The following is a 19,314-nucleotide window of genomic DNA, read 5'->3' as shown; positions in this document are numbered from 1 at the left end:
CGGCGCAGAAGCGCGCCCGCAAAAGATAACGGCACCTTAAAGTGCATCACCGGTCGCGATCTTCTTTGCGACGAATTGGGTGCTCTATGAAGAAGTTGAATAGCATCAAGTCGCGTCTGGTTCTGCTGGCTTTTGTGCTCATGGCCTTGCTGGCTGTGGTGGGCGGCTGGTGCCTCATGAGCATGGGGCGCATGAATGACAGCATGGACACGGTCTACTCGGACCGGGTCGTTCCGCTCAAGCAGCTCAAACAGGTGTCCGACGCCTACGCCGTCAACATCGTCGACACCACCCACAAGGTGCGCGCCAAGCAGCTGGACGCCGCCACCGGGCTCAAGCTGGTGGATGAGGCCCAGGAGCTGGTGCAGCGACAGTGGGCGGCCTACACCGCCACCCGCATCGAAGGCAATGAAGCCCGCCTGCTGGCCGAGGCACAGCCCCTGCGCGGCAAGGCCGATGCGGCCACGCTCAAGCTGCGTGCGCTGCTGCAGAGCGGCGATACGGCCGGTTTGGAGCAGTTCGCCACCCAGGAGCTGTACCCCGCCATCGACCCCTTCACCAATGCCGTGTCGGCCCTGGTGGACGAGCAGTTGCTGGTGGCCGAGCAGGAGTACCAGGCCAGCCAGCAGCGCTACCGCCAGTCGATCTGGGTGGTGATGGGGGTTTTCGGCCTGGCCCTGGCGGCCGGCGTGGGCCTGGCCTGGCGCATCATTGCTTCCATCATGCGGCCGCTGCGTCAAGCCCTGCATGTAGCGGCGCAGATCAGCCGGCGCGATTTGAGCGAACCCATCTCGGTCGAGAGTGACGATGAGATGGGGCAATTGCTGCAGGCCATGCAGCGCATGCAAGACCAGCTGTCGCAGACCGTGGAGCAGATCCGTGAGAGCGCCGTGGCCGTGTCCGGTGCCTCGGGCGAGATTTCGCTGGGCAGCCACGACCTCAGCGCCCGCACCGAGCAGCAGGCGGCCGCGCTGGAGGAAACCGCCGCCTCGATGGACGAGATGGCCGCAGCCGTGAAGACCAATGCCGAGACCGCCCAGCAAGCCAACGAGCTGGCCCACCAGGCCTCACGCACGGCTGAGCTCAGTGGCGAAGCGGTGCATCGTGTGGTCAGCACCATGGACCAGATCAATGGCAGCTCCAAGAAGATCGCCGACATCATTGGTGTGATCGATGGCATCGCCTTCCAGACCAACATCCTGGCCCTCAATGCCGCCGTGGAAGCCGCACGTGCTGGCGAGCAGGGCCGCGGCTTTGCCGTGGTGGCTGGCGAGGTGCGCATCCTGGCCCAGCGCAGCGCGCAAGCGGCTCGCGAGATCAAGGCCTTGATCGGCGACAGCGTCAGCAAGGTCGAGAGCGGCTCGGAAGTGGCCGCCGAAGCCGGCCGGACCATGGAGTCCCTGGTCGGCCAGGTGCGACACGTGACCGCCTTGCTGGGCGAGATCTCCACCGCCACACGCGAGCAAAGCGCGGGCATCACCCAGGTCAACACCGCCGTGTCCCAGCTCGATCACAACACGCAGCAGAACGCGGCCTTGGTCGAGGAATCGGCCGCAGCCTCGGAAAGCCTCAAGCAGCAGGCCCAACAGCTGGAGGCTATTGTCGGCTCCTTCCGTTTGCAATCTTCTTCGTGATGGGGTGGGTGACTTCTGAAAGTTGGCACGGAAGCTGCATTAGCTCTTTCAACTTCAGTTGTCTCCTCCACCGCCCCTGGGTGGATTCCAGCCTCAGGCTTTGTGCCTGGGGCTTTTTTTTGGGCCAGGCAAGACGGCCTTGGGTACGAAGCCGCCTTTGGTTTTGCTCGTGAGGCCCTGCAGCCCCTGCCGCCACCGGGCTCATGGTTCCGGGGTCGGCCCTGCCGGGCCGACTTCCCTGCGCTGCTCGCGCCTCGGGGCTGGCGCATAACTCACTTCGCTCCCTGCGTTCGCTCCGTTCAGACAGAAGCGCCAAGTCAGAACTTGAAGCGCGCGGGTACGCGCGCGCCCCGAGGCGCTGTGCTGCTCGGCCCTTCACAAATCGCCCGGCAGCGGCACGGTCTGCAGGGCGCTTGCATCGCGATCGATCTGCCCCACGACGGGCCGAAACACCGCAGCGCGAACGATCAACACAGCGCAGTTCCGCGATGTGCCGATCTCGGCTGCGAACCCATGCTCTGCTCGCGGCGGTGCATCTGCACCAGAGGCGTGCCCCGTTTGCACCAAGCGAGGGCCAGGGCCAGCAGGCGCGCTCAGTGGAACTGCAGGCTTTGCAGCTGGCCGCTGGCGTCGGTGTGGCTCAGTTCGTGGGCCAGGGTGGCGAAGTTCACATGCAGGGTGGCCTGCTGGGCGCCGGCTTGCCAGCGCAGGGTCAGGTCTTGCGGGCTGGTGGTCTCGCTGCTGAATTCGCCGGCAAAAGCCGGGTGGCTGTTGCGCAGGCGGATCAGCTGGATTAGCTGCTGCACCACGGGGCGCTGCAGCTCTGCGGCAATCTCGGCCTCATCGTAGTAGTGGCGATTGATGTCGCGGCCGACGCCGCTGCGGGCCAGCAGCTCCATGTCGTTGTGGCCGGCCAGCAGGCCGACGTAGTAGACCTGGGGCACACCGGGCAGGAAGAACTGCAGCGCCCGCGCCAGCAGATAGCGCACATCGTCGCGGCCCAGGGCGTCGTAGAAGGTGCAGTTGACCTGGTAAAGATCGAGGTTGGAGGCGGCAGCGCCGGTGGCTTGACGGCTCGCGCCGCCACTGTTGCTGTGGATGCGCTCGACCAGAGCATCGAGCTCGGCCGGCGGCACCAGGCCGGGCTGGCCTTCGCGGTCGCTGGCGTCAGCGCCGATGTCGATGATGCCGATGCCGTCGTGGGTGTCCAGCACCGTCAGCGCATTGCAGGGGCGCTGTTCGATCCACTGCTGCAGCGGGCCGGATTGGGCGAAGAAGAAGGCATGCAGCACCAGCGGCGGCAAGGCGAAGTCGTAAACCCAGTCCACGCGCGCAGCGATCTCGATCTGGCGCCGGTAGTAGGCATGGATCTCCACCAGCACCTCGATGCCGAGACCTCGGGCCTGTGCCGCAAACTCGTCGATGAAGGCAAAAGTCTCCGGCATCATGAAGCAGCTGGCGCCGGCTTTCTTGATGGCATAGCCCACGGCATCCAGGCGCACCATGCGAATGCCTTGCTCGGCAAAGGTCTGCAGGATGCTCAGCAGGTAGGCGCGGCCCTGCGGGTGGTGCACGGCGATGTCGATCTGGGCGGCGGTGAAGGTGGTCCAGAGCAGCTTTTTCTGGCCGTTCTTCAGCGTGGCCATCTGCACCGGCAGGCCGGGGCGCGGCCGGTAGACGGCCAGCAGATCGGCTTCGGTGGCGCCCTGCGGAAAGACCGCATCCAGAGTCAGGAACAGGCCGGCATAGGGCGAGGCGTCGCCGTGCGTCGAGTAATCCAGAAACTGCGGCGAGCTGCTCGACATATGGTTGACGATCACATCGCCCATGACGTCGAGGGTGGCCGTCAGGTCCTTGATGTCGCTCCAGCTTCCCAGTCGCGGGTCGACCTGGGTGTGGTCGATCGGGTCGAAGCCGGCGTCGGCGCCGTCGATGGCATGGAAGAAGGGCAGCAGGTGCACGCCGCCGAAGACCTCGCCGAGCGCGCCGCCCGGGCCCAGCAGGCGGCGCAGGCGCTGCAGGTCCTGGCCGTCGAGGCGGCCGCCGAGGCGGTCGACGTAGGTGATCAGTTGGACTTGGTTCTTCATGATTTCAATTCGGACGGGGAAGGCTGGGGCGTGGTCTGCACGCGCAGCATCGCGATCGCGGCGCAGACCAGCAGAGCGCCGGCCAGACGGATCACATGGTCCGGCCGGCCGCCCAGCAGGCTGTGATAAATCAGCGGCAGCGTCACCATCTGGATCAGCATGGGGATCACGATGAACATATTGAAGATGCCCATGTACACCCCGGCGCGTTCGGGCGGGATGCTGCCGGCCAGCAGCACATAGGGGTTGCCCATGATGCTGGCCCAGGCCAGACCCACGCCCAGCATGGGCAGCAGCAGCAGCCAGCGGTTCTGGATCTCGGGGATGGCCCACATGCCGGCGCCGGCCAGCACCAGGCACAGCGCATGCACGCGCCTGGGGCCGAAGCGCCGGGTGAAGGGCACCATCGCAAAGGCCGCAAGGAAGGCCACGAAGTTGTAGAAGCCGCCGATCTGCCCGTTCACCAGGCCGGCCTCGCGAAAGCCGGCGGAATGCGGGTCGCTGCTCTGGAATAGCGTCAGCGCCAGGGACGGCACGATGTAGATCCAGTAGCACATCATGGCGTACCACTGGAACAGCTTCATCCACCAGAGCTGGCGCATGGTGCGCGGCATTTCGCGCAGCGCGCTCCAGATCTCGCGCAGCGCCGCGCCCAGGCCGCGCGGTTGCCGGCGCATCTGCGCCAGCTCCTCGGCGCTGAGCGGCAACTCGGGCACCCTCCGCACCGACCACCAGACCGTGCTGATGGAAAACACGGCACCGATGAGAAAAGCCGTCAGGGTGATCTGCGGGATGTTGTTGCTGCCCAGCGCGTCTTTGTCCATGCCCATCAGGACCAGCAAGGTGGGTGCGAGATAGGCCAGGGTCTGGGCCAGGCCGGTGAAAGCGCTTTGGGTCAGGAAGCCCAGGGAATGCTGGCTGGCGTCGAGCCGGTCCGAGACGTAGGCGCGGTAGGGCTCCATGGTCACGTTGTTGGCGGCATCCAGGATCCAGAGCAGGCCGGCGGCAAACCACAGCGTCGGGCTGAAGGGCATGGCCAGCAGGCCCAGGCTGCAGAGCAGGGCGCCGATCAGGAAGTAGGGTGTGCGCCGGCCCCAGCGGCTGACCGTGCGGTCGCTGAAAGCACCCACCAGAGGCTGCACCAGCAGGCCGGTCATGGGTCCGGCCAGCCACAGCAAGGGCAGGCTGGCTTCGTCCGCGCCCAGGTACTGGTAGATCGGGCTCATATTGCTCTGCTGCAGACCGAAGCTGAACTGGATGCCGAAGAATCCGATGTTCATGTTGACGATCTGCCAGAAGCTGAGTCTGGGTTTGCTGGAGAGATTCATGCGGCCTCGCCCTGGGTCATTGCGGGCTTCAAGACCTGCCGCCAGGGCAGGAAGAAGGCGTCGTCCTCGGGCATGGGGCCGCGTTCGCCACACAGGGCGGCGGCATAGCCATTGGCCAAAGCCAGGCTGTGTGCCAGGGCTTGCCCGCTCAGCTGGGCGGCCAGCAGCATGGCGCTGAAGGCATCGCCGGCGCCGACGGTGTCGATCATGCGTGGCAGGCTCAGGCCTGGCCCCTGCGCCAGCAGTCCACCGTCCGCGCCGAAGGCGGCATAGCCCGCGCTGCCGCGGGTCAGGATCAGCCGCTGCAGGCCGAAGCGCTGCATCAGCGCCGCCACGGCGGGGCTCAGGGCCTCGGCCTCGCCCAGCGGGTTCAGCGCCGCATCACCCGCGCGGCCGAACCAGCGCAGCAGCAGGCCCAACTCCTCGTCATTGACCTTGAGCCAATCGGCTTGGGCCAGCGAGGCGGCGGCCAGCTCGGGCGTGTCGGTGCCGGCCCGCAGGTTCAGGTCCAGGTAGCGTGTGCACCCGAGGCTGCGGGCGCGTTCGGCCAGGGCTTGGATGCTGGCGCCCGAGACCGCGCCACGCTGCGCCAAGGTGCCGAAGTAGAAGAAGCGCGGCCGCAAGGCTTCGAGCGCGGCCAAGGCCGGCTCGGCGGCGATGAAGTCCCAGGCGGCCGGCGTGTGGATGTGAAAACTGTGGCCGGCCGGGCTGCCGTCAGCAGCGAACTGCTCGCTTACGGTGACACGGCCCGTCGCATGCGTGGGGTCGATCTGCACCGCCTTGGTCGCCAGGCCGAAACGTTGCAGGCTGGCGCGGATCAGGGCGCCACCGGCATCGTCATGGCCGATGCGGCTGACCAGGCACGCCGGGGCTGAGCCACCGCCCCCGTCGGCCAGCAAGGCCCCCAGCGAGCGCGCCACATTGAAGGGTGCGCCGCCGGCGATCTGGCGCTCGTGGAACTCGTCCACCAGCGCTTCGCCCACCAGCAGGATGGCGGAGTTCAGCTCCTTGTGCATGAGGCCGCCGCGATCAGAAGTTGTACTTCAGCGTGGCGCGCAGGCTGCGGCCGTTGAAGGCGCGTGCGGCATGGCCATCGCCCTCGATCTCGGTGTAGGCCAGGGTGTTGAACAGATTGTTGGCCGAGAGCGAGAGCTGGGCCTTGTCACCCAGGGGCACATTCACAAAGGCATTGACCAGGGTGTAGCCCTTCATGGTGATGGTGTTGGCATCGTCACCGTAGGATTTGCCCGAGCCGACCAGGGCGGCGCCCACCTCGATCTGGCCCAGCATCACGCTCGGTGCCAGCTGGTAGACGAAGTTGGCCTGACGGCGCGGCTTCTTGCCGACGATGGCGGCGTCGTTCGAGGCCTTGATCTTGGCGCTGGTGAAGGTGGCGCCGCCGCTCAGGCTGAAGTCGCCCCAGCTGTAGGCTGCTTCCAGTTCCAGGCCGCTGGCCTTGTACTTGTTGGCGCTGAACTTCTGGGTGGTGACCTCGAAGTTGCTTTCGGTCGTGCGGGCGTTGAACACGGTGGCGAACAGGCTCAGGCCGGCCTGGCGCCATTTCAGGCCGCCTTCGACCTGGTCGATCTCGTTGACGCTGATGGGCACCGAGCCGTCCAGCGGATTGCCGTAGAGCAGGCGGTCGGCGCTGAAGGACACGCCGTTGCTGACGCGGGCGAAGCCGGCCAGATTGGGCGTCACGCTGTAGTTGGCGCCCAGCGAGTAGGAGGTGTGGCCGACCTTGTAGTTGACCGTCTTCTGGCTGGCTGCATCCCAGGTCTTGGCCGTGTTGTTGCCGGACAGGGTGTAGCCGCTGGCCTTTTGCTCATCGCGGCGCAGGCTGCCGTCGAGTGTCAGGCTGCCCAGGTCGACCGCAGCCGCGGCATAGGGCGAGGTCTGGGTGTATTGCACATCGAAAGTGCGGGTGCAGCAGCCGCCCCAGGTGGTCCAGCCTTCGGCGATCGGGCCGGTGCCCGGCTGGCCTGCGGCGTTCAGCACCTGCGAGCCCTCGCCCTGCATGCTGAGCTTGTACTGGTTCCAGAACCAGGTCTGGGCCACGTTCTGCACGCCGTAGAACAGGCCGGCGACCAGGGTGGTCTTGACGCCGTCGCTCTGCATCACCTTGCTCAACTTCAGGTCGTTGAAGGTGTTGTCGAAGTTGTCCAGCGAGGTGTTGAACAGGGTGCCGGTGAAGGAGTTGGCCGCGCCGTTGTTGCCGTTGTCGGCCGGGAAGAGGGCGATGAAACGGCCCGAGTTGCTGGCCTTGCGGAACTTTTCTTCCACGCTGAAGCCGTTACCCAGATCCAGGCCGGCCTCGAAGCCCAGGGCCAGGCTCTTGATGCGCAGGCCGTCGCGGGTGTTGCTGGTCGTGGTGCCGCCGTCCTTGTTGTAGCCGGTGTCCTTGGCCAGGCTGGGGGTGATGAAGAAGGCGGTGCGCGGGTCGATGCCGGAGATGGTGCGGATCGTGCCCTTGTCCACGGTCACGGGCACCGGCATGAAGGAGGGCGTGCGGTCGTTCAAGGCCTTGAGGCTGACGCTCACATAGCCTGCGTCGATCTTCTGCGTCAGCTTGGCGCGGATCTGGCCGCCGTTCTCCACATTCATGCCGGTTGGCCGGCCGCCTTCGCCGATGCGCTGGAAGCCACCGATGTGGAAGCTGGTGCCGTTGCCGATGCTGCCGCCGTAGTCGGCGTCGAGGCGCATCAGGCGGTCGTCCAGGCCCACGCTCAGGCCGATGGCGCCGGCGGGCTTGCCGGCGCCGGTCTTGCTGATGAAGTTGATGAGGCCGCCGGGCGAGTTGGATGCCAGGGTGGAGGCCGAACCGCCGCGCACCACTTCCAGGCGGGCCGTGCTGTAGTCGGCGCGCAGGAACTGGTCGGCGGTGCCGAAGGAGATGTCACCGAAGAGCAGCACGGGCAGGCCGTCTTCCTGCATCTGCACATAGCGCGAGCCGCCGGCCGACAGCGGCACACCGCGCACGGTGACGTTGGCATTGCCTTCGCCGCCGGTCGATTCCGAGCGCAGGCCCGGCACGCTGCGCAGCAGCTCGGCCGCGTTGCTGGCGCCGGTCTTGGCGATCTGTTCGCTGTCGATGGAGCTGACCGAGAGGCTTTGCTTCATCTTGGTCGTGCGCACCGAGCTGCCGGTCACCACCACCTGGTTGAGTTTCAGCTTGTCCTGTTTATTGTCCTGAGCCGCTTCGGCCTCGCCGGCGGGCGCGGCCGCTTGCTGGGCCAGGGCTGGCAGTTGCAGCAGGGCCAGGGTGATGGCGGCCAGGGCCGGGCGCGCGGCTCGGCGAGAGAAGGTGGCGGTGGTGAACGAGGGCTGGTGCTGTCGCATGGTGTCTGTCTCCTTGGAGGGGCGGGTCACGCTCAGGGAAGGCGGCGCGACCCGCGGAACATCGAGACCGCTGGCGGGCTTGCTGCCTTTTGGGGCATCGTGCACCACTGCCGTCTTCTTGGGCACCATTCTGGAACTTTTTGCAATCGATTGCAAACAAGGGAAAACGCCTATCTGCCTTGAAGCAACAAGGTTTTTGCAAAATTTATTGCAATCGATCGTCAGGCGGCGCTGCGCCGGACGATCAGGCTCACGCCGAGGGTGCGTGAGGGGCTGCGCTCGCCGCGCAGCTGGGCCATCAGCGTGGCCACGAGTTCGGCCCCGGCTTCGGCCACCGGCTGGTGCACGGTGCTCAGCGGCGGGTCGCAGTAGGCGGCCAGAGGCATGTCGTCATAACCGACCACTGCCACGTCTTCCGGCACGCGCCGGCCCGCCGCGCGCAGGGTGTGGATGGCCTGCAAGGCCAGCAGATCGCTGCAGGCCACCACGGCGTCAAAGGCCGGCGCTTGCGGCAGCCAGCGTTCCAGCGCCGTGCGGGCACCGCCGGGCTCAAACGGCAGGGCCAGCTCCAGAGCGGGCTCGCCCTGCAGGCCGGCTTCGCGCAAGGCCTGCTGGTAGCCCTCGCGGCGCAGCCAGACCTCGGGCAGGGCAGCGTCACCGAGGAAGGCAATGCGGCGCCGGCCCAACTGCAGCAGATGGCGGGTGGCTTGCAGGCCGCCGTCGGTGTTGTCGCCGCCCACGGTGCAGTACAGCTGTTGGGGCATCGCTCCACCCCAGACCACCAGGGGCAGATGGCGTGCGGCCAGGGCGTTGAGCTGGTCGTGATGGCGCCACTGGCCCACCATGATCACGCCGATGGCCTTGCCCGAGTCGTAGAACTGCGCGGCCAGGTCCAGGTGTTCGGCGTCCACGCGCGAGAGCAGCATGTCGTAGCCCTGGTCGGTCAGGGCATCGGCAATGCTGCCCACCAGGGCCAGGAAGAAGGGGTCGGAGATGTGCTGGCGCGAAGCCGCCTCGAAGGGCACGACCACCGCCACGGTGCGGTTCTTCTGCAGGCGCAGGTTCTGGGCGCCGAGGTTGATCGAATAGTTCAGCGAGCGGGCCAGCTCGGCCACGCGCTGGCGCGTCTCGGCATTGACCAGCTTGCTGCCGCTCAGCGCGCGCGACACGGTGGACACCGACACCCCGGCCAGGCGGGCGATGTCGGCCATTTGCAGGCGGCGTTGTTCGGCCAGACCGCCCGCGGCGGCGGTGCGCGGCGCCGGGCTGGCGGCGGGAGATTCAGCGGCAGCCTCGGCCGGCGGCGAAGCCGGTGAGGCCGAAGGCAAGGAGCGCTTGGACATGGGCCGGGATTGTGCCGCAGCCCCCGTGGGCCCTGCGGGATCGGGGCGAGCTGCGCAGCCATCCGCCAGGGCCGGCGGCCACGCGAAGCATCGCCTGTGGGTCCGAAAAGCAAGGCCGATGCGAGCTGCGCTTCTGTTGTGGGCGCAGATCGCGCCGTTCGGCGGGCCGCCGTCCTGTCCGCCGCGCCCGGGCGTTCCACCCGCTGCGCCTTTCGCCCCAACCCCAGCAAACACGGGGTCTGTACGGTGGAATTGCAATGTTAAGCATTGTTAAGATTTGCTGCGGTTTCAATTTGATACACCTATCGCCCAGCTCTGAGGCCCCGGATATGTCGCTCGCCAGCCCTGCTTCCAGCCCCGCGCTCACCATCGTTCACGTGGTGTTTTCTTCGCGCATCGCCGGCGGCGAACGCCATTGCATCGATCTGGCCCAAGCCCAGGCCGCGCTCGGACACCGGGTGCACGTGATCGGCAGCCGCGGTTCGGCCGTGGCCGGCGAGCTGGGCCCCGGCATCCAGTTCCATGGCCTGGCCCTGCCGCTCTTGCGTGCTTGCCGCGTGCGCCGTCTGGCCCGTCGCCTGGGCGCCGATGTCTGCCACGGCCACCTGGGCCCGGCCTGCAAGGCGGTGGCCGCAGTGCGCGGCGCGGCCCGTGTGGCCACCCTGCATGTCGGCTACAAAGCCCATCACCATGCCCGCCAGGACGGCCTGATCTGCGTCAACCGCACGCAGGCCCAGCAGCTGCCGGCCTTCGACGGCGCGGTCAGCGTGATCCACAACTGGGCGCCCGAGCGTGCGCCCGCGCCCCTGTCGCTGTGCCTGCGCCGCGAGCTGGGCTTGCGCCCCGACCAGCCCCTGGTCGGCTCGGTCGGGCGCCTGCATCCGAGCAAGGGCATGGACTTGCTGATCCAGGCCTTCCGCGACCACGCGCCGGCCGATGCCGCTCTGGCCATCCTCGGCGAAGGCAAGGACCTGGAGGCCTTGCAGCGCCTGCGCGGCGGTGATGCCCGCATCCATTTGCTGGGTTACCGCGCCGATGTTGAACAGGCCTTGCAGTCCATGGATCTGTTCGTGTCACCCTCGCGTGAAGAGGCTTTCCCGCTCGCCATCCTGGAGGCGATGCGCGTCGGCCTGCCCATTCTGGCCACGGCGACTCAAGGCCCTTCGGAGATGCTGGCTCAGCAGCCGGCCACCCTGGTGCCAGTGAACGATGTTGTGGCCCTGGGCCGCGCGCTGCGTGAACGGATCGAGGCCTTGCGCGCGCTGCCCGGCCAGGCCGTGGACCGCCAGCGGGTCGAGTATTGCCTGCAGGCCTACCAGCGCCCGCAGGCTGTGGCCCGTGTGATCGCTTTCTACCGCGATGTGCTCAGCCGCCGTGCCAAGGCGCCGCGAATGCAGCCGCGTCTGCGGAGCGGCGCGGCCCATGTTTAAGCGGCCGCGCACCGATTTCTGGCAGGTCGGCATCGTGCCGGCACCGATTGAGGCGCTCGACGCCACCCGTTTGCAGGCCCTGGCCGGTGCCATCACCTGGCTGCCTTCGGCCGGGCCCTGGCGCTATCTGGCCGATCCCTTTGGCCTGCGTCGTGGTGACACCCTGCATGTCTTCGTCGAGGCCTTCGACTACCGGACCAAGCACGCCGTGATCGAGCGCCACGAGCTGGGCGCGGCCGATCTGCAGTGGCGCAGCCGGCGTACCGTGCTGGCCCGGCCTTTTCATCTGTCCTACCCCCAGGTCTTTGAGCATGAAGGTGCCACGTTCATGGTGCCCGAGAGTGCCCAGGCCGGTGAGGTGGCCCTGTACTGCGGCGACGACAGCCTGAACCACTGGCAGCGCGAATGTGCCCTGCTCAGCGATCTGCCCGTGGCCGATGCCTCGCTGATCGAGCACCAGGGCCGTTGGTGGATGTTCTTCTCCCTGGTGGGGCCGGGCGCGCGCGACCAGCGCGAGCTGCATCTGGCCCATGCCCCGGCGCTGACCGGGCCCTGGAAGCTCCATGCCGGCAACCCCATCCGCGTCGACCGCAGCGGCGCGCGCCCGGCGGGCCGGCCCTTCCACGCCGCCGATGGCGCGGTGATGCTGCCGGTGCAGGACAGCTCGCGCACCTATGGCGGCGCCACCCGCATGCTGCGCTTCGAGCAGTTGGGCCTGGACCGCGTGCACTGCGCCCCCACCGGGCTGCATCTGCATGGTGCCCTCGCGCGCGCCGATCATGCAGACGGCTTGCACACCCTGTCCGCCTGTCAAGACCTGACCCTGATCGATGTCAAGCGCTTCGACCACTCGCGGGCCAAGCAATGGCTGGATTTGAAGCGCCGAGCCCGCCGCCTGATCGGCCGTCCGGCACCACTGCCGCCCTTCGTCTGATCTGAGGGCGGAACCACGGCGCCACCGGCGCTGGCGCCGCGAGAAAGCCACACCGTGCCGCTGTGGCATGCCTGCAAGTTAGCCCTGCGCCGGTGGGCGGCGTACCATGGCCTGCAGTCTTACCCGGAGCGAGCAGGCTGAAGTGCAAACCTTGACCCGACTCGCGTCGCTCGACGCCCAAGCCCTCTGTGCCTCTCTCGACCACGCCTTCATGGGCCTGGTCTGGGTCGATGGCCAGGGCTGCATCCGCCACGCCAACCGTTTCTTCCTCGAGCGCGCCGTGCCGGCCGATCGGCTGGCGGACTGTTTTCCCGACATTCTGAACAGCTGCTGGCAAGCCTTGCTCGACCCCAGCCGCGGCGCCCAGCGCGAGAGCTTTCATGCCCAGCTGCGCCTGGCTGCCGGTGGCTTGGCAAGTTATGAGTTGCAAGTCCAGGCCCAGGGCCAGGAGCCGGCGCAGGCCGGGGCTGTGCCCGGCGTCCTGACCCTGCTGGCCCTGCGCCCCATGGACGAGCGGGGTGAGCGCGAAAGCGTGGCCATCCTGCAGCGCCAGGTGCTGGAGGCCGTGGCCCTGGGGCGGCCGTTGCCTGTGGTGATGGATCTGCTGTGCCGGCGTGTCGAGTCGCTGGCGCCGGATGTGATCTGCTCGGTGCTGGCGGTCGATGCCCAGGGGCGGCTGCGCCCCTTGGCTGCGCCCAGCCTGCCGTCCAGCTACAGCAATGCGCTGGACGGCCTGCCCATCGGCCCGGCCGTGGGCTCCTGCGGCACGGCGGCCTGGCGCAAGCAGGCCGTTGAGGTGCGCGACATCGCCGAGGACCCGCTCTGGGCCGATTACAAAGGCCTGGCCTTGTCGGTGGGCTTGGGGGCGTGCTGGTCCACGCCCATCCTGCTCGACGGCACGCGTGTGGCCGCGACCTTTGCGCTCTACTACCGCGAGTCGCGCGAGGTGGCGCCCTTCCACCGGCGCATGGTCGAGGCCTGCGCCCAGCTCTGCAGCGTCGCGCTCAAGCACGACGAGCATCTGCGCCAGATCGAGCGCCTGGCCTATTTCGACGGCGTCACCGGCCTGCCCAATCGCAGCCTCTTCCACGACCGCCTGGGCCAGGCCCTGCCGGTGGCCATGCTCAGCGGCAGCCCGGCCGCGCTCCTGCTGCTGGACCTGGACCGCTTCAAGACCGTCAACGACAGCTTTGGCCACGCGACGGGCGACGAGGTGCTGCGCCAGGTCGCGGCCCGCTTGCAGGCCTGCCTGCGCGAAGCCGACACCCTGGCCCGCTTCGGCGGCGATGAGTTCGTCGCCTGGCTGCCCGGCTGCAGCGGCAGCCAGGCCATGCAGGTGGCTGACAAGCTGCTGGCCGCCTTGCAGCCGCCCCTGCAACTGCCCAATCAGGCGCCCTTGCTGATCAGTGCCAGCATCGGCATCAGCTGCTTCCCCGAGGACGGCCAGGACCCCGAGCTGCTGTTCAAGAACGCCGACATCGCCATGTACGAGGCCAAGCGCGCCGGCCGCAACTGCGCGCGCTTCTTCCTGCCGGCCATGAACCAGGCCCTGGATGAGCGCGTGGCCTTGGAGGGGGCGCTGCGCCAGGCCCTGTCCACCCAGGCCCTGCGCCTGCATTACCAGCCCAAGCTGCGCTTGAGCGACCGTGCCGTGGTCGGTGCCGAGGCCTTGTTGCGCTGGACCGATCCGCAGCGTGGCGCGGTGCCACCGGACAAGTTCATCCCGGTGGCCGAGGAATGCGGCCTGGTCAATGCGCTGGACGCCTGGGTGCTGGAGGCCGCCTGCGAGCAGCTGGCCCGCTGGCGCGAGCAGGGCGTGGCCATCCGCGCGGTCTCGGTCAATGTCTCGCCCACCCGCTTCCAGCAGGACGATGTGGCCGCGCATGTGGCTTCGCTGCTGGCGCGCCACGGCCTGCGGCCCGAGCAGCTGACATTGGAGGTGACCGAGCGCCTGCTGCTGGATCACGACCCGCGCACCGCCGGGCAGCTGGCCAAGCTCTTCGCCATGGGCGTGCGGCTCTCGCTCGATGATTTCGGCACCGGCTACTCCAGCCTCAGCTACCTCAAGCGCCTGCCTGTCAGCGAGCTCAAGCTGGATCGCAGCTTTGTGCGCGATCTGGAAACCGATGCCGACGACCGCGCTCTGGCCAGCGCCGTGCTGGGCATCGGCCGGGCCCTGGGCCTGGCCGTGGTGGCCGAGGGCGTGGAGACCGAGGGCCAGCGCCAGATCCTGATCGAGCTCGGCTGCGAGGAGGCTCAGGGCTATTGCTTCGGCCGGCCCATGCCGCCGGCCGAGCTGCAGGACTGGCTGGCCGCGCGGCGCTGATCAAGCCAGCCCGAGGGCGGATTCACAACTCCCACTGCGGGTGCAGCTGGCGCAGGCGGTTCAAGGCCATGGCCGCCGCCGAGGTGCGGGTCTCGACGCCGAGCTTGGCGAAGATGCGCTCCAGATGTTTTTTCACCGTGGCCGGGCTGGCGCCCAGGATGTCGCCGATGTCGCGGTTGATCTTGCCCTTGACCACCCAGTAGAGCACCTCGGCCTCGCGCGCGGTCAGGCGGAAGTTCAGGCCCATGGCTTCGATCAGGGCGGCGTCGCTGTGCTCGCGCATGACCAGCAGGCATTCATCGCCTTCGTCCACGTTCTCCAGGCCCGAGGGGTGCAGGGCAAAGCTGAGGCGGCGAGCGCCTTGCTCATGCTGAAAGCGCGGTGGCTCGCGTAAGTGCTCCTGAGCCCTGAGCGGCTGCTGCGCCAGCCATGCGCGCACCGGCGCGGGCAGCAGGCCGCCGGGCTCGGCCGGGAAGTGGCGCTGCAGCAGTTCGCGCGCCAGCGGTGTCTGCCACATCAGGCGGCCGTCACTGAGGCGCACGGTGACGCTGGCGTAGCCGAAGGCGTCGAGCGCGCGCCGCGTCTGCACGGCGCCCTGGGCTTGCGCGGCAGCGCGCAGATGGACCTGCATGCGCGCCAGCACCTCCTTGGGCTTGATGGGCTTGGTGACATAGTCGGCGCCGCCCGCTTCGAGCGCGGCCACCAGATGCTCGGTCTCGGTCAGGCCGGTCATGAAGATCAGCGGGATACCGGCCGTGGCCGGGGTGGCTTTGAGCCGGCGCGCCAGCTCAAAGCCATCCATGCCGGGCATCACCGCGTCCAGCAACACGATGTCGGGCTGGGCCTGGCGCGCGCGGGCCAGGGCCGCCTCGCCGCTGGTGGCGACGAAGACGGTGTAGCCCGATTCATCGAGCGCGTCGTGCAAGAGGGCCAGGTTGTCCGGCACATCGTCAACGATCAGCACGCGCTCGCTGCGCGGCCCCTCCGTGCCGCTGCATGTCGGCGTCAGCATGGCGCATCCTCCAGGTTCAGTAGCATGGCTTCGAACTGGAACTGCCGCGCCTGCTCGCGCAGCTGCTCCACACGAGGCTGGCATTCGGGTTGGCTGGCTTGCATGCGGTCCAGGGCGGCCAGCACGCCGCGGTAGTGGCCCAGCTCCAGGGCCTCGCGCAGGGCCGGCAGGTGTTCAGCGGGCAGGGGCGTCTGCTTCGGCGGCAATGCTGCCGGCGCTGCAGTGGCTTGATCCAACCACTGCAGCGCCAAAGCCTGACCCAGCCAGTCCAGCAACTCGGCATGGCGCACCGGCTTGGTGATGAAGTCGACGGCGCTGATGCCGCCCTCATGCTCCTGGCCTTTCTCGAAGGCATTGGCCGAGACGATGGCCACGCGTGGCAGCTGGGGCAGGCTCAGGGCGCGCAGGCGGCGCAGGGTCTCCCAGCCGTCGATGCCGGGCATGGCCAGGTCCAGCAGGACGGCGTCGGGCCGCAGGCCGCCGCTGACGATCAAGTCCAGCGCATCATGGCCGCTGCTGGCGCTGCGCAGCTCAAAGCCCAGCGGCGCCAGCAGCTCGATCAGCAGCTGGCGGTCGGCCTCTTCGTTGTCGACCAGCAGCAGCAAGCGGCGCGGCCCGGCATAGCCCAGACGCGGGCGGGGCGCGCGCGCCGGCGGCAGGGCGCTGTCGGGCAAGGCCGGCAGGAACAGGCGCACGCTGAACACCGAGCCCTGGCCCGGCGTGCTGCGTGCGTTCAGCTCGCCGCCCATCAGCCGCGCCAGCATCTGCGCCATGGTCAGGCCCAGGCCGGCGCCGACGGTGGCGCCGGTGCCGCGGCTGCTGCCGCGGGTGAAGGGCTCGAAGATGCGCGCCAACTCGGCCGCGTCCAGGCCGGGGCCGCTGTCCTCCACCTCGATCAGGGCCAGCTCGCGGGCATGGCGCACGCGCAGGGTGACCTGACCCCGCGGCGTGAACTTGATGGCATTGCCGATCAGATTGATCAGGATCTGGCGCAGCCGCCGCTCGTCGCCGCGCACGCAAGCCGGCAGCTCGCCCTGCACCTCGAAGCGGAACTGCAAGCCCTGGGCGGCAGCCTGGGGCTCGAACATCTCGGCCAGCTCGTGCATGCAGTCTTCGAAGCGCAGGGGCGCCAGCTCCAGGCTCAGGCGGCCGGCCTCGATGCGGGCCAGGTCCAGGGTGCCGTCGATCAGGCTCAGCAGGTGCTCGCCGCTGCGCTTGATCACCTGCACGGCCTGGCGCCGGCGCGGCGGCAGCTCGTGCGTGTCCTCGGCCATCAGCTGGGCATAGCCGAGGATGCTGTTGAGGGGGGTGCGCAGCTCGTGGCTGATGGCGCTGACGTAACGGCTCTTGGCCTGGTTGGCGGCCTCGGCCGCGGCTTGCGCGCGCTCGGCCAACACGCGGGCCGCTTGCAAGGCCTCGTCGGTGCGGCGGTGCGAGGCGATCTCGCGCATCAAGGCCTCGGTCTGGCGGTTGGATTCTTCTTGCGCCACCTCGCGGCTCTGGTGGGCCAGCACCAGCCACCAGGCGGCAATGCCCAGGCCCAGGCTCAGCAGCACATAGGCCTTCAGGAAGCCGGCTCGCAGGCTGGCCGGCGTTTCGCCGGACCCCAGGCTTTGCAACTCCTGGTGGTAGAGCAGGCCGAACAGCGCCGCCAGCAGGGGCAGCAGCACGCCCATCAACAGCAGGAAGTGGCCCAGGCCTTTGTCCAGCACCGGCCAGAGCGGCCGCGGCAGCAGGCAGCGCAGCGCGCCCGACCATTGCGCCGAGAGCCGGGCCTGGGGCTTGCAGAGATCGCCGCAGCGAGCGTCCAGGCTGCAGCAGAGCGAGCAGATGGCGCCCTGGTAGGCAGGGCATTGGGCCATGTCCGGGCCTTCGTACTCGCGCTCGCAGATGACGCAGCGGCGCGCGCGCAGGGGGCGGCCTTCGTCTGGGTCCTCGCCGAACGGTGCACGGGCCAGGTAGTAGCGCCCGCGCGTGGCCCAGGCGATCACGGGCGAGGCGATCAAGGCCGTCACCAGGGCGATCAGGGCCGAGAAAGCCTGGGCATCCGGCCCGAACAGTCCCAGGTGAGCGCTGACCGAGAGCGCCGAGGCCAGGGCCATGGCGCCCACGCCGACCGGGTTGACGTCGTAAAGGTGGGCGCGCTTGAATTCGATGCCCGGCGGCGACAGCCCCAGGGGCTTGTTGATCACCAGATCGGCCACCACGGCCATGATCCAGGCGATGGCCACATTGCCGTACAGGCCCAGCACGGCGCTCAAGGCCTCGAAGACATTCATCTCCATCAGCAAGAAGGCGATCAAGGTGTTGAACACCACCCAGACCACCCGCCCCGGGTGGCTGTGCGTCAGGCGCGAGAAGAAATTGCTCCAGGCCAGCGAGCCGGCATAGGCATTGGTGACATTGATCTTGAGCTGCGACACGATCACGAACAGGGCCGTGGCCGCCACCGCCCAGCCGTAGTGCGGGAACACATACTCGTAGGCGGCCAGGTACATCTGGTTGGGGTCCACCGCCCGCTCGGCCGGCACGGCGTGGCTCAGCGTCAGCCAGGCCAGCAAGGCGCCGCCCAGCATCTTGAGCACGCCCAGCAGCACCCAGCCCGGCCCGCCCACCAGCACCGCCGCCCACCATCGCCGCCGCTGCGCCGGCGCGGCATCGCTCGGCAGGGCGGGCATGAAGCGCAGGTAGTCGGCCTGCTCGCCCATCTGCGTGATCAGGGCAATGCCCACGGTCAGCGCCGCACCAAAGTGGCGCAACTCGAAGCCGGCCGTGCCCGAGAGCGCGCCAGCATGGTGCAGTGCACCGGCAAAGGCCTGCGGCTCTTGCCACAGCACGGCCGCGAAAGGCAGCAGCAGCAGGACCAGCCAGAGCGGTTGCGTGATCAGCTGCAGGCGGCTGATGACCGACACGCCGTGGGTGACCAGGGGAATCACCAGCAGGGCGCAGATCAGATAGCCCCAGCGTGGCGGGATGTCCAGTGCCAGGTCCAGGGCGTAGGCCATGACGGCCGCTTCCAGCGCAAAGAAGATGAAGGTGAAGCTGGCGTAAATCAGCGAAGTCAGGGTCGAGCCCAGGTAGCCGAAGCCGGCGCCGCGGGTCAGCAGGTCCATGTCCACGCCGTAGCGGGCGGCGTAGATGCTGATGGGCAGGCCGGCCAGAAAGATGATCAGGCCGGTGGCGACGATGGCCCAGGCCGCATTGGCCCAGCCGTACTGCAGCAGCAAGGTGGCGCCCACGGCCTCCAGGATCAGGAAGGAGGCCGCGCCGAAGGCCGTGTTGGCCACCCGGAAGCCCGACCAGCGGCGAAAGCGCTGCGGCGTGAAGCGCAGGGCGTAGTCCTCCAGCGTTTCGCGCGCCACCCAGGCGTTGTAGTCGCGCCGGATCTTGATGACGCGCTGCGGCGCCGGGCCGCCTTCAGGCGGATGAAGGGGCGGATGCAGGGGCAGCGGCACATCGTGGGGCAGGGCGCTCATGGGCGAACTGCGAGCAGGTTTCGTGCCGCCTGCGCGTGGCGGTCTCCAAGTCGGCACGGGACTTGCAAACAGCCCTCGCAACACCCGAGCAGGACACCATGGAACTGACGCCGAGAGAGAAGGACAAGCTGTTGATCTTCACCGCCGCCCTGCTGGCCGAACGCCGCCGCGCCCGCGGGCTCAAGCTCAACTATCCCGAGGCCGTGGCCTTCATCAGCGCCGCCGTGATGGAAGGGGCCCGCGACGGCAAGACCGTCGCCCAGCTGATGAGCGAGGGCCGCGAACTGCTCGGCCGCGCCGATGTGATGGACGGCGTGGCCGAGATGATTCCCGACATCCAGGTGGAAGCGACCTTCCCGGATGGCAGCAAGCTCGTGACTGTGCATCAGCCCATCGTTTGAGCCG

General features: G+C 68.3%; 12 protein-coding genes. 5 read left to right on the top strand and 7 right to left on the bottom strand.

What is annotated here, in order from left to right; all coding sequences use genetic code 11:
• The first annotated feature begins 86 nt into the window (after positions 1-86).
• A complete protein-coding gene (locus OOB33_RS01525; RefSeq protein WP_271007377.1) occupies positions 87-1,634 on the top strand; it encodes a methyl-accepting chemotaxis protein in 1,548 nt (515 codons plus the stop codon).
• 593 nt (positions 1,635-2,227) lie between these two features.
• Here OOB33_RS01525 and gtfA read toward each other — a convergent pair.
• The 5 genes from gtfA to OOB33_RS01500 all read right to left on the bottom strand — a co-directional run bounded on the left by gtfA (position 2,228) and on the right by OOB33_RS01500 (position 9,731).
• Positions 2,228-3,721 carry a sucrose phosphorylase gene (gene gtfA, locus OOB33_RS01520; RefSeq protein WP_271007376.1) on the bottom strand — a complete coding sequence of 498 codons (1,494 nt, stop codon included), beginning with the start codon at positions 3,719-3,721 and terminating at the stop codon, positions 2,228-2,230.
• Positions 3,718-5,049, bottom strand: coding sequence for an MFS transporter (locus tag OOB33_RS01515; protein WP_271007375.1), 1,332 nt, complete (start codon positions 5,047-5,049; stop codon positions 3,718-3,720). The genes gtfA and OOB33_RS01515 overlap by 4 nt, the downstream gene beginning before the upstream one ends.
• Positions 5,046-6,065 carry a PfkB family carbohydrate kinase gene (locus tag OOB33_RS01510; protein ID WP_271007374.1) on the bottom strand — a complete coding sequence of 340 codons (1,020 nt, stop codon included), beginning with the start codon at positions 6,063-6,065 and terminating at the stop codon, positions 5,046-5,048. Before OOB33_RS01510 ends, OOB33_RS01515 begins: the two co-directional genes overlap by 4 nt.
• Before the next feature lie 13 nt (positions 6,066-6,078).
• Positions 6,079-8,388 carry a TonB-dependent receptor gene (locus tag OOB33_RS01505; RefSeq protein ID WP_271007373.1) on the bottom strand — a complete coding sequence of 770 codons (2,310 nt, stop codon included), beginning with the start codon at positions 8,386-8,388 and terminating at the stop codon, positions 6,079-6,081.
• A 221-nt stretch (positions 8,389-8,609) separates the two neighbouring features.
• Entirely contained in the window at positions 8,610-9,731 is a 1,122-nt protein-coding gene (locus OOB33_RS01500; RefSeq protein WP_333780308.1) for a LacI family DNA-binding transcriptional regulator, read from the bottom strand.
• Between the two features lie 329 nt (positions 9,732-10,060).
• Between OOB33_RS01500 and OOB33_RS01495 the strand changes: the two genes are divergently transcribed.
• The 3 genes from OOB33_RS01495 (at position 10,061) to OOB33_RS01485 (ending at position 14,421) form a co-directional block, all read left to right on the top strand.
• Positions 10,061-11,161, top strand: coding sequence for a glycosyltransferase (locus tag OOB33_RS01495; RefSeq protein WP_165794675.1), 1,101 nt, complete (start codon positions 10,061-10,063; stop codon positions 11,159-11,161).
• The gene (locus OOB33_RS01490; RefSeq protein WP_271007372.1) at positions 11,154-12,095 is read left to right on the top strand and encodes a glucosamine inositolphosphorylceramide transferase family protein; all 942 of its coding nucleotides are present in this window, start codon (positions 11,154-11,156) and stop codon (positions 12,093-12,095) included. The genes OOB33_RS01495 and OOB33_RS01490 overlap by 8 nt, the downstream gene beginning before the upstream one ends.
• A gap of 151 nt (positions 12,096-12,246) precedes the next feature.
• Positions 12,247-14,421 (top strand): putative bifunctional diguanylate cyclase/phosphodiesterase, encoded by a 2,175-nt coding sequence (locus tag OOB33_RS01485; RefSeq protein ID WP_271007371.1) that lies wholly within the window; start codon positions 12,247-12,249, stop codon positions 14,419-14,421.
• Positions 14,422-14,443: 22 nt separating this feature from the next.
• Here the strand turns inward: OOB33_RS01485 and OOB33_RS01480 are convergent, their stop codons facing one another.
• Together OOB33_RS01480 and OOB33_RS01475 are read right to left on the bottom strand one after the other, a co-directional pair.
• Positions 14,444-15,433 carry a response regulator gene (locus OOB33_RS01480; RefSeq protein ID WP_271007370.1) on the bottom strand — a complete coding sequence of 330 codons (990 nt, stop codon included), beginning with the start codon at positions 15,431-15,433 and terminating at the stop codon, positions 14,444-14,446.
• A complete protein-coding gene (locus OOB33_RS01475; protein ID WP_271007369.1) occupies positions 15,427-18,909 on the bottom strand; it encodes a hybrid sensor histidine kinase/response regulator in 3,483 nt (1,160 codons plus the stop codon). Before OOB33_RS01475 ends, OOB33_RS01480 begins: the two co-directional genes overlap by 7 nt.
• Before the next feature lie 98 nt (positions 18,910-19,007).
• Here OOB33_RS01475 and OOB33_RS01470 point away from each other — a divergent pair, with 98 nt between their 5' ends.
• Positions 19,008-19,310, top strand: a complete 303-nt coding sequence (locus OOB33_RS01470; RefSeq protein ID WP_102769195.1) for an urease subunit gamma — start codon at positions 19,008-19,010, stop codon at positions 19,308-19,310.
• Positions 19,311-19,314: the final 4 nt, after the last annotated feature.

The sequence above is a fragment of the Paucibacter sp. B51 genome (genome assembly GCF_027863535.1).
Lineage (GTDB): Bacteria > Pseudomonadota > Gammaproteobacteria > Burkholderiales > Burkholderiaceae_C > Paucibacter_A > Paucibacter_A aquatilis.
Note: the sequence above shows the minus strand (reverse complement) of the source record. Positions and strands in the feature narration are given on the sequence as shown.

Excerpts from the sequence above, each read along its gene's own strand:
- OOB33_RS01525 (WP_271007377.1), top strand. The coding sequence starts at position 87 with ATGAAGAAGTTGAATAGCATCAAGTCGCGTCTGGTTCTGCTGGCTTTT.
- gtfA (WP_271007376.1), bottom strand. The coding sequence starts at position 3,721 with ATGAAGAACCAAGTCCAACTGATCACCTACGTCGACCGCCTCGGCGGC.
- OOB33_RS01515 (WP_271007375.1), bottom strand. The coding sequence starts at position 5,049 with ATGAATCTCTCCAGCAAACCCAGACTCAGCTTCTGGCAGATCGTCAAC.
- OOB33_RS01510 (WP_271007374.1), bottom strand. The coding sequence starts at position 6,065 with ATGCACAAGGAGCTGAACTCCGCCATCCTGCTGGTGGGCGAAGCGCTG.
- OOB33_RS01505 (WP_271007373.1), bottom strand. The coding sequence starts at position 8,388 with ATGCGACAGCACCAGCCCTCGTTCACCACCGCCACCTTCTCTCGCCGA.
- OOB33_RS01500 (WP_333780308.1), bottom strand. The coding sequence starts at position 9,731 with ATGTCCAAGCGCTCCTTGCCTTCGGCCTCACCGGCTTCGCCGCCGGCC.
- OOB33_RS01495 (WP_165794675.1), top strand. The coding sequence starts at position 10,061 with ATGTCGCTCGCCAGCCCTGCTTCCAGCCCCGCGCTCACCATCGTTCAC.
- OOB33_RS01490 (WP_271007372.1), top strand. The coding sequence starts at position 11,154 with ATGTTTAAGCGGCCGCGCACCGATTTCTGGCAGGTCGGCATCGTGCCG.
- OOB33_RS01480 (WP_271007370.1), bottom strand. The coding sequence starts at position 15,433 with ATGCTGACGCCGACATGCAGCGGCACGGAGGGGCCGCGCAGCGAGCGC.
- OOB33_RS01475 (WP_271007369.1), bottom strand. The coding sequence starts at position 18,909 with ATGAGCGCCCTGCCCCACGATGTGCCGCTGCCCCTGCATCCGCCCCTT.
- OOB33_RS01470 (WP_102769195.1), top strand. The coding sequence starts at position 19,008 with ATGGAACTGACGCCGAGAGAGAAGGACAAGCTGTTGATCTTCACCGCC.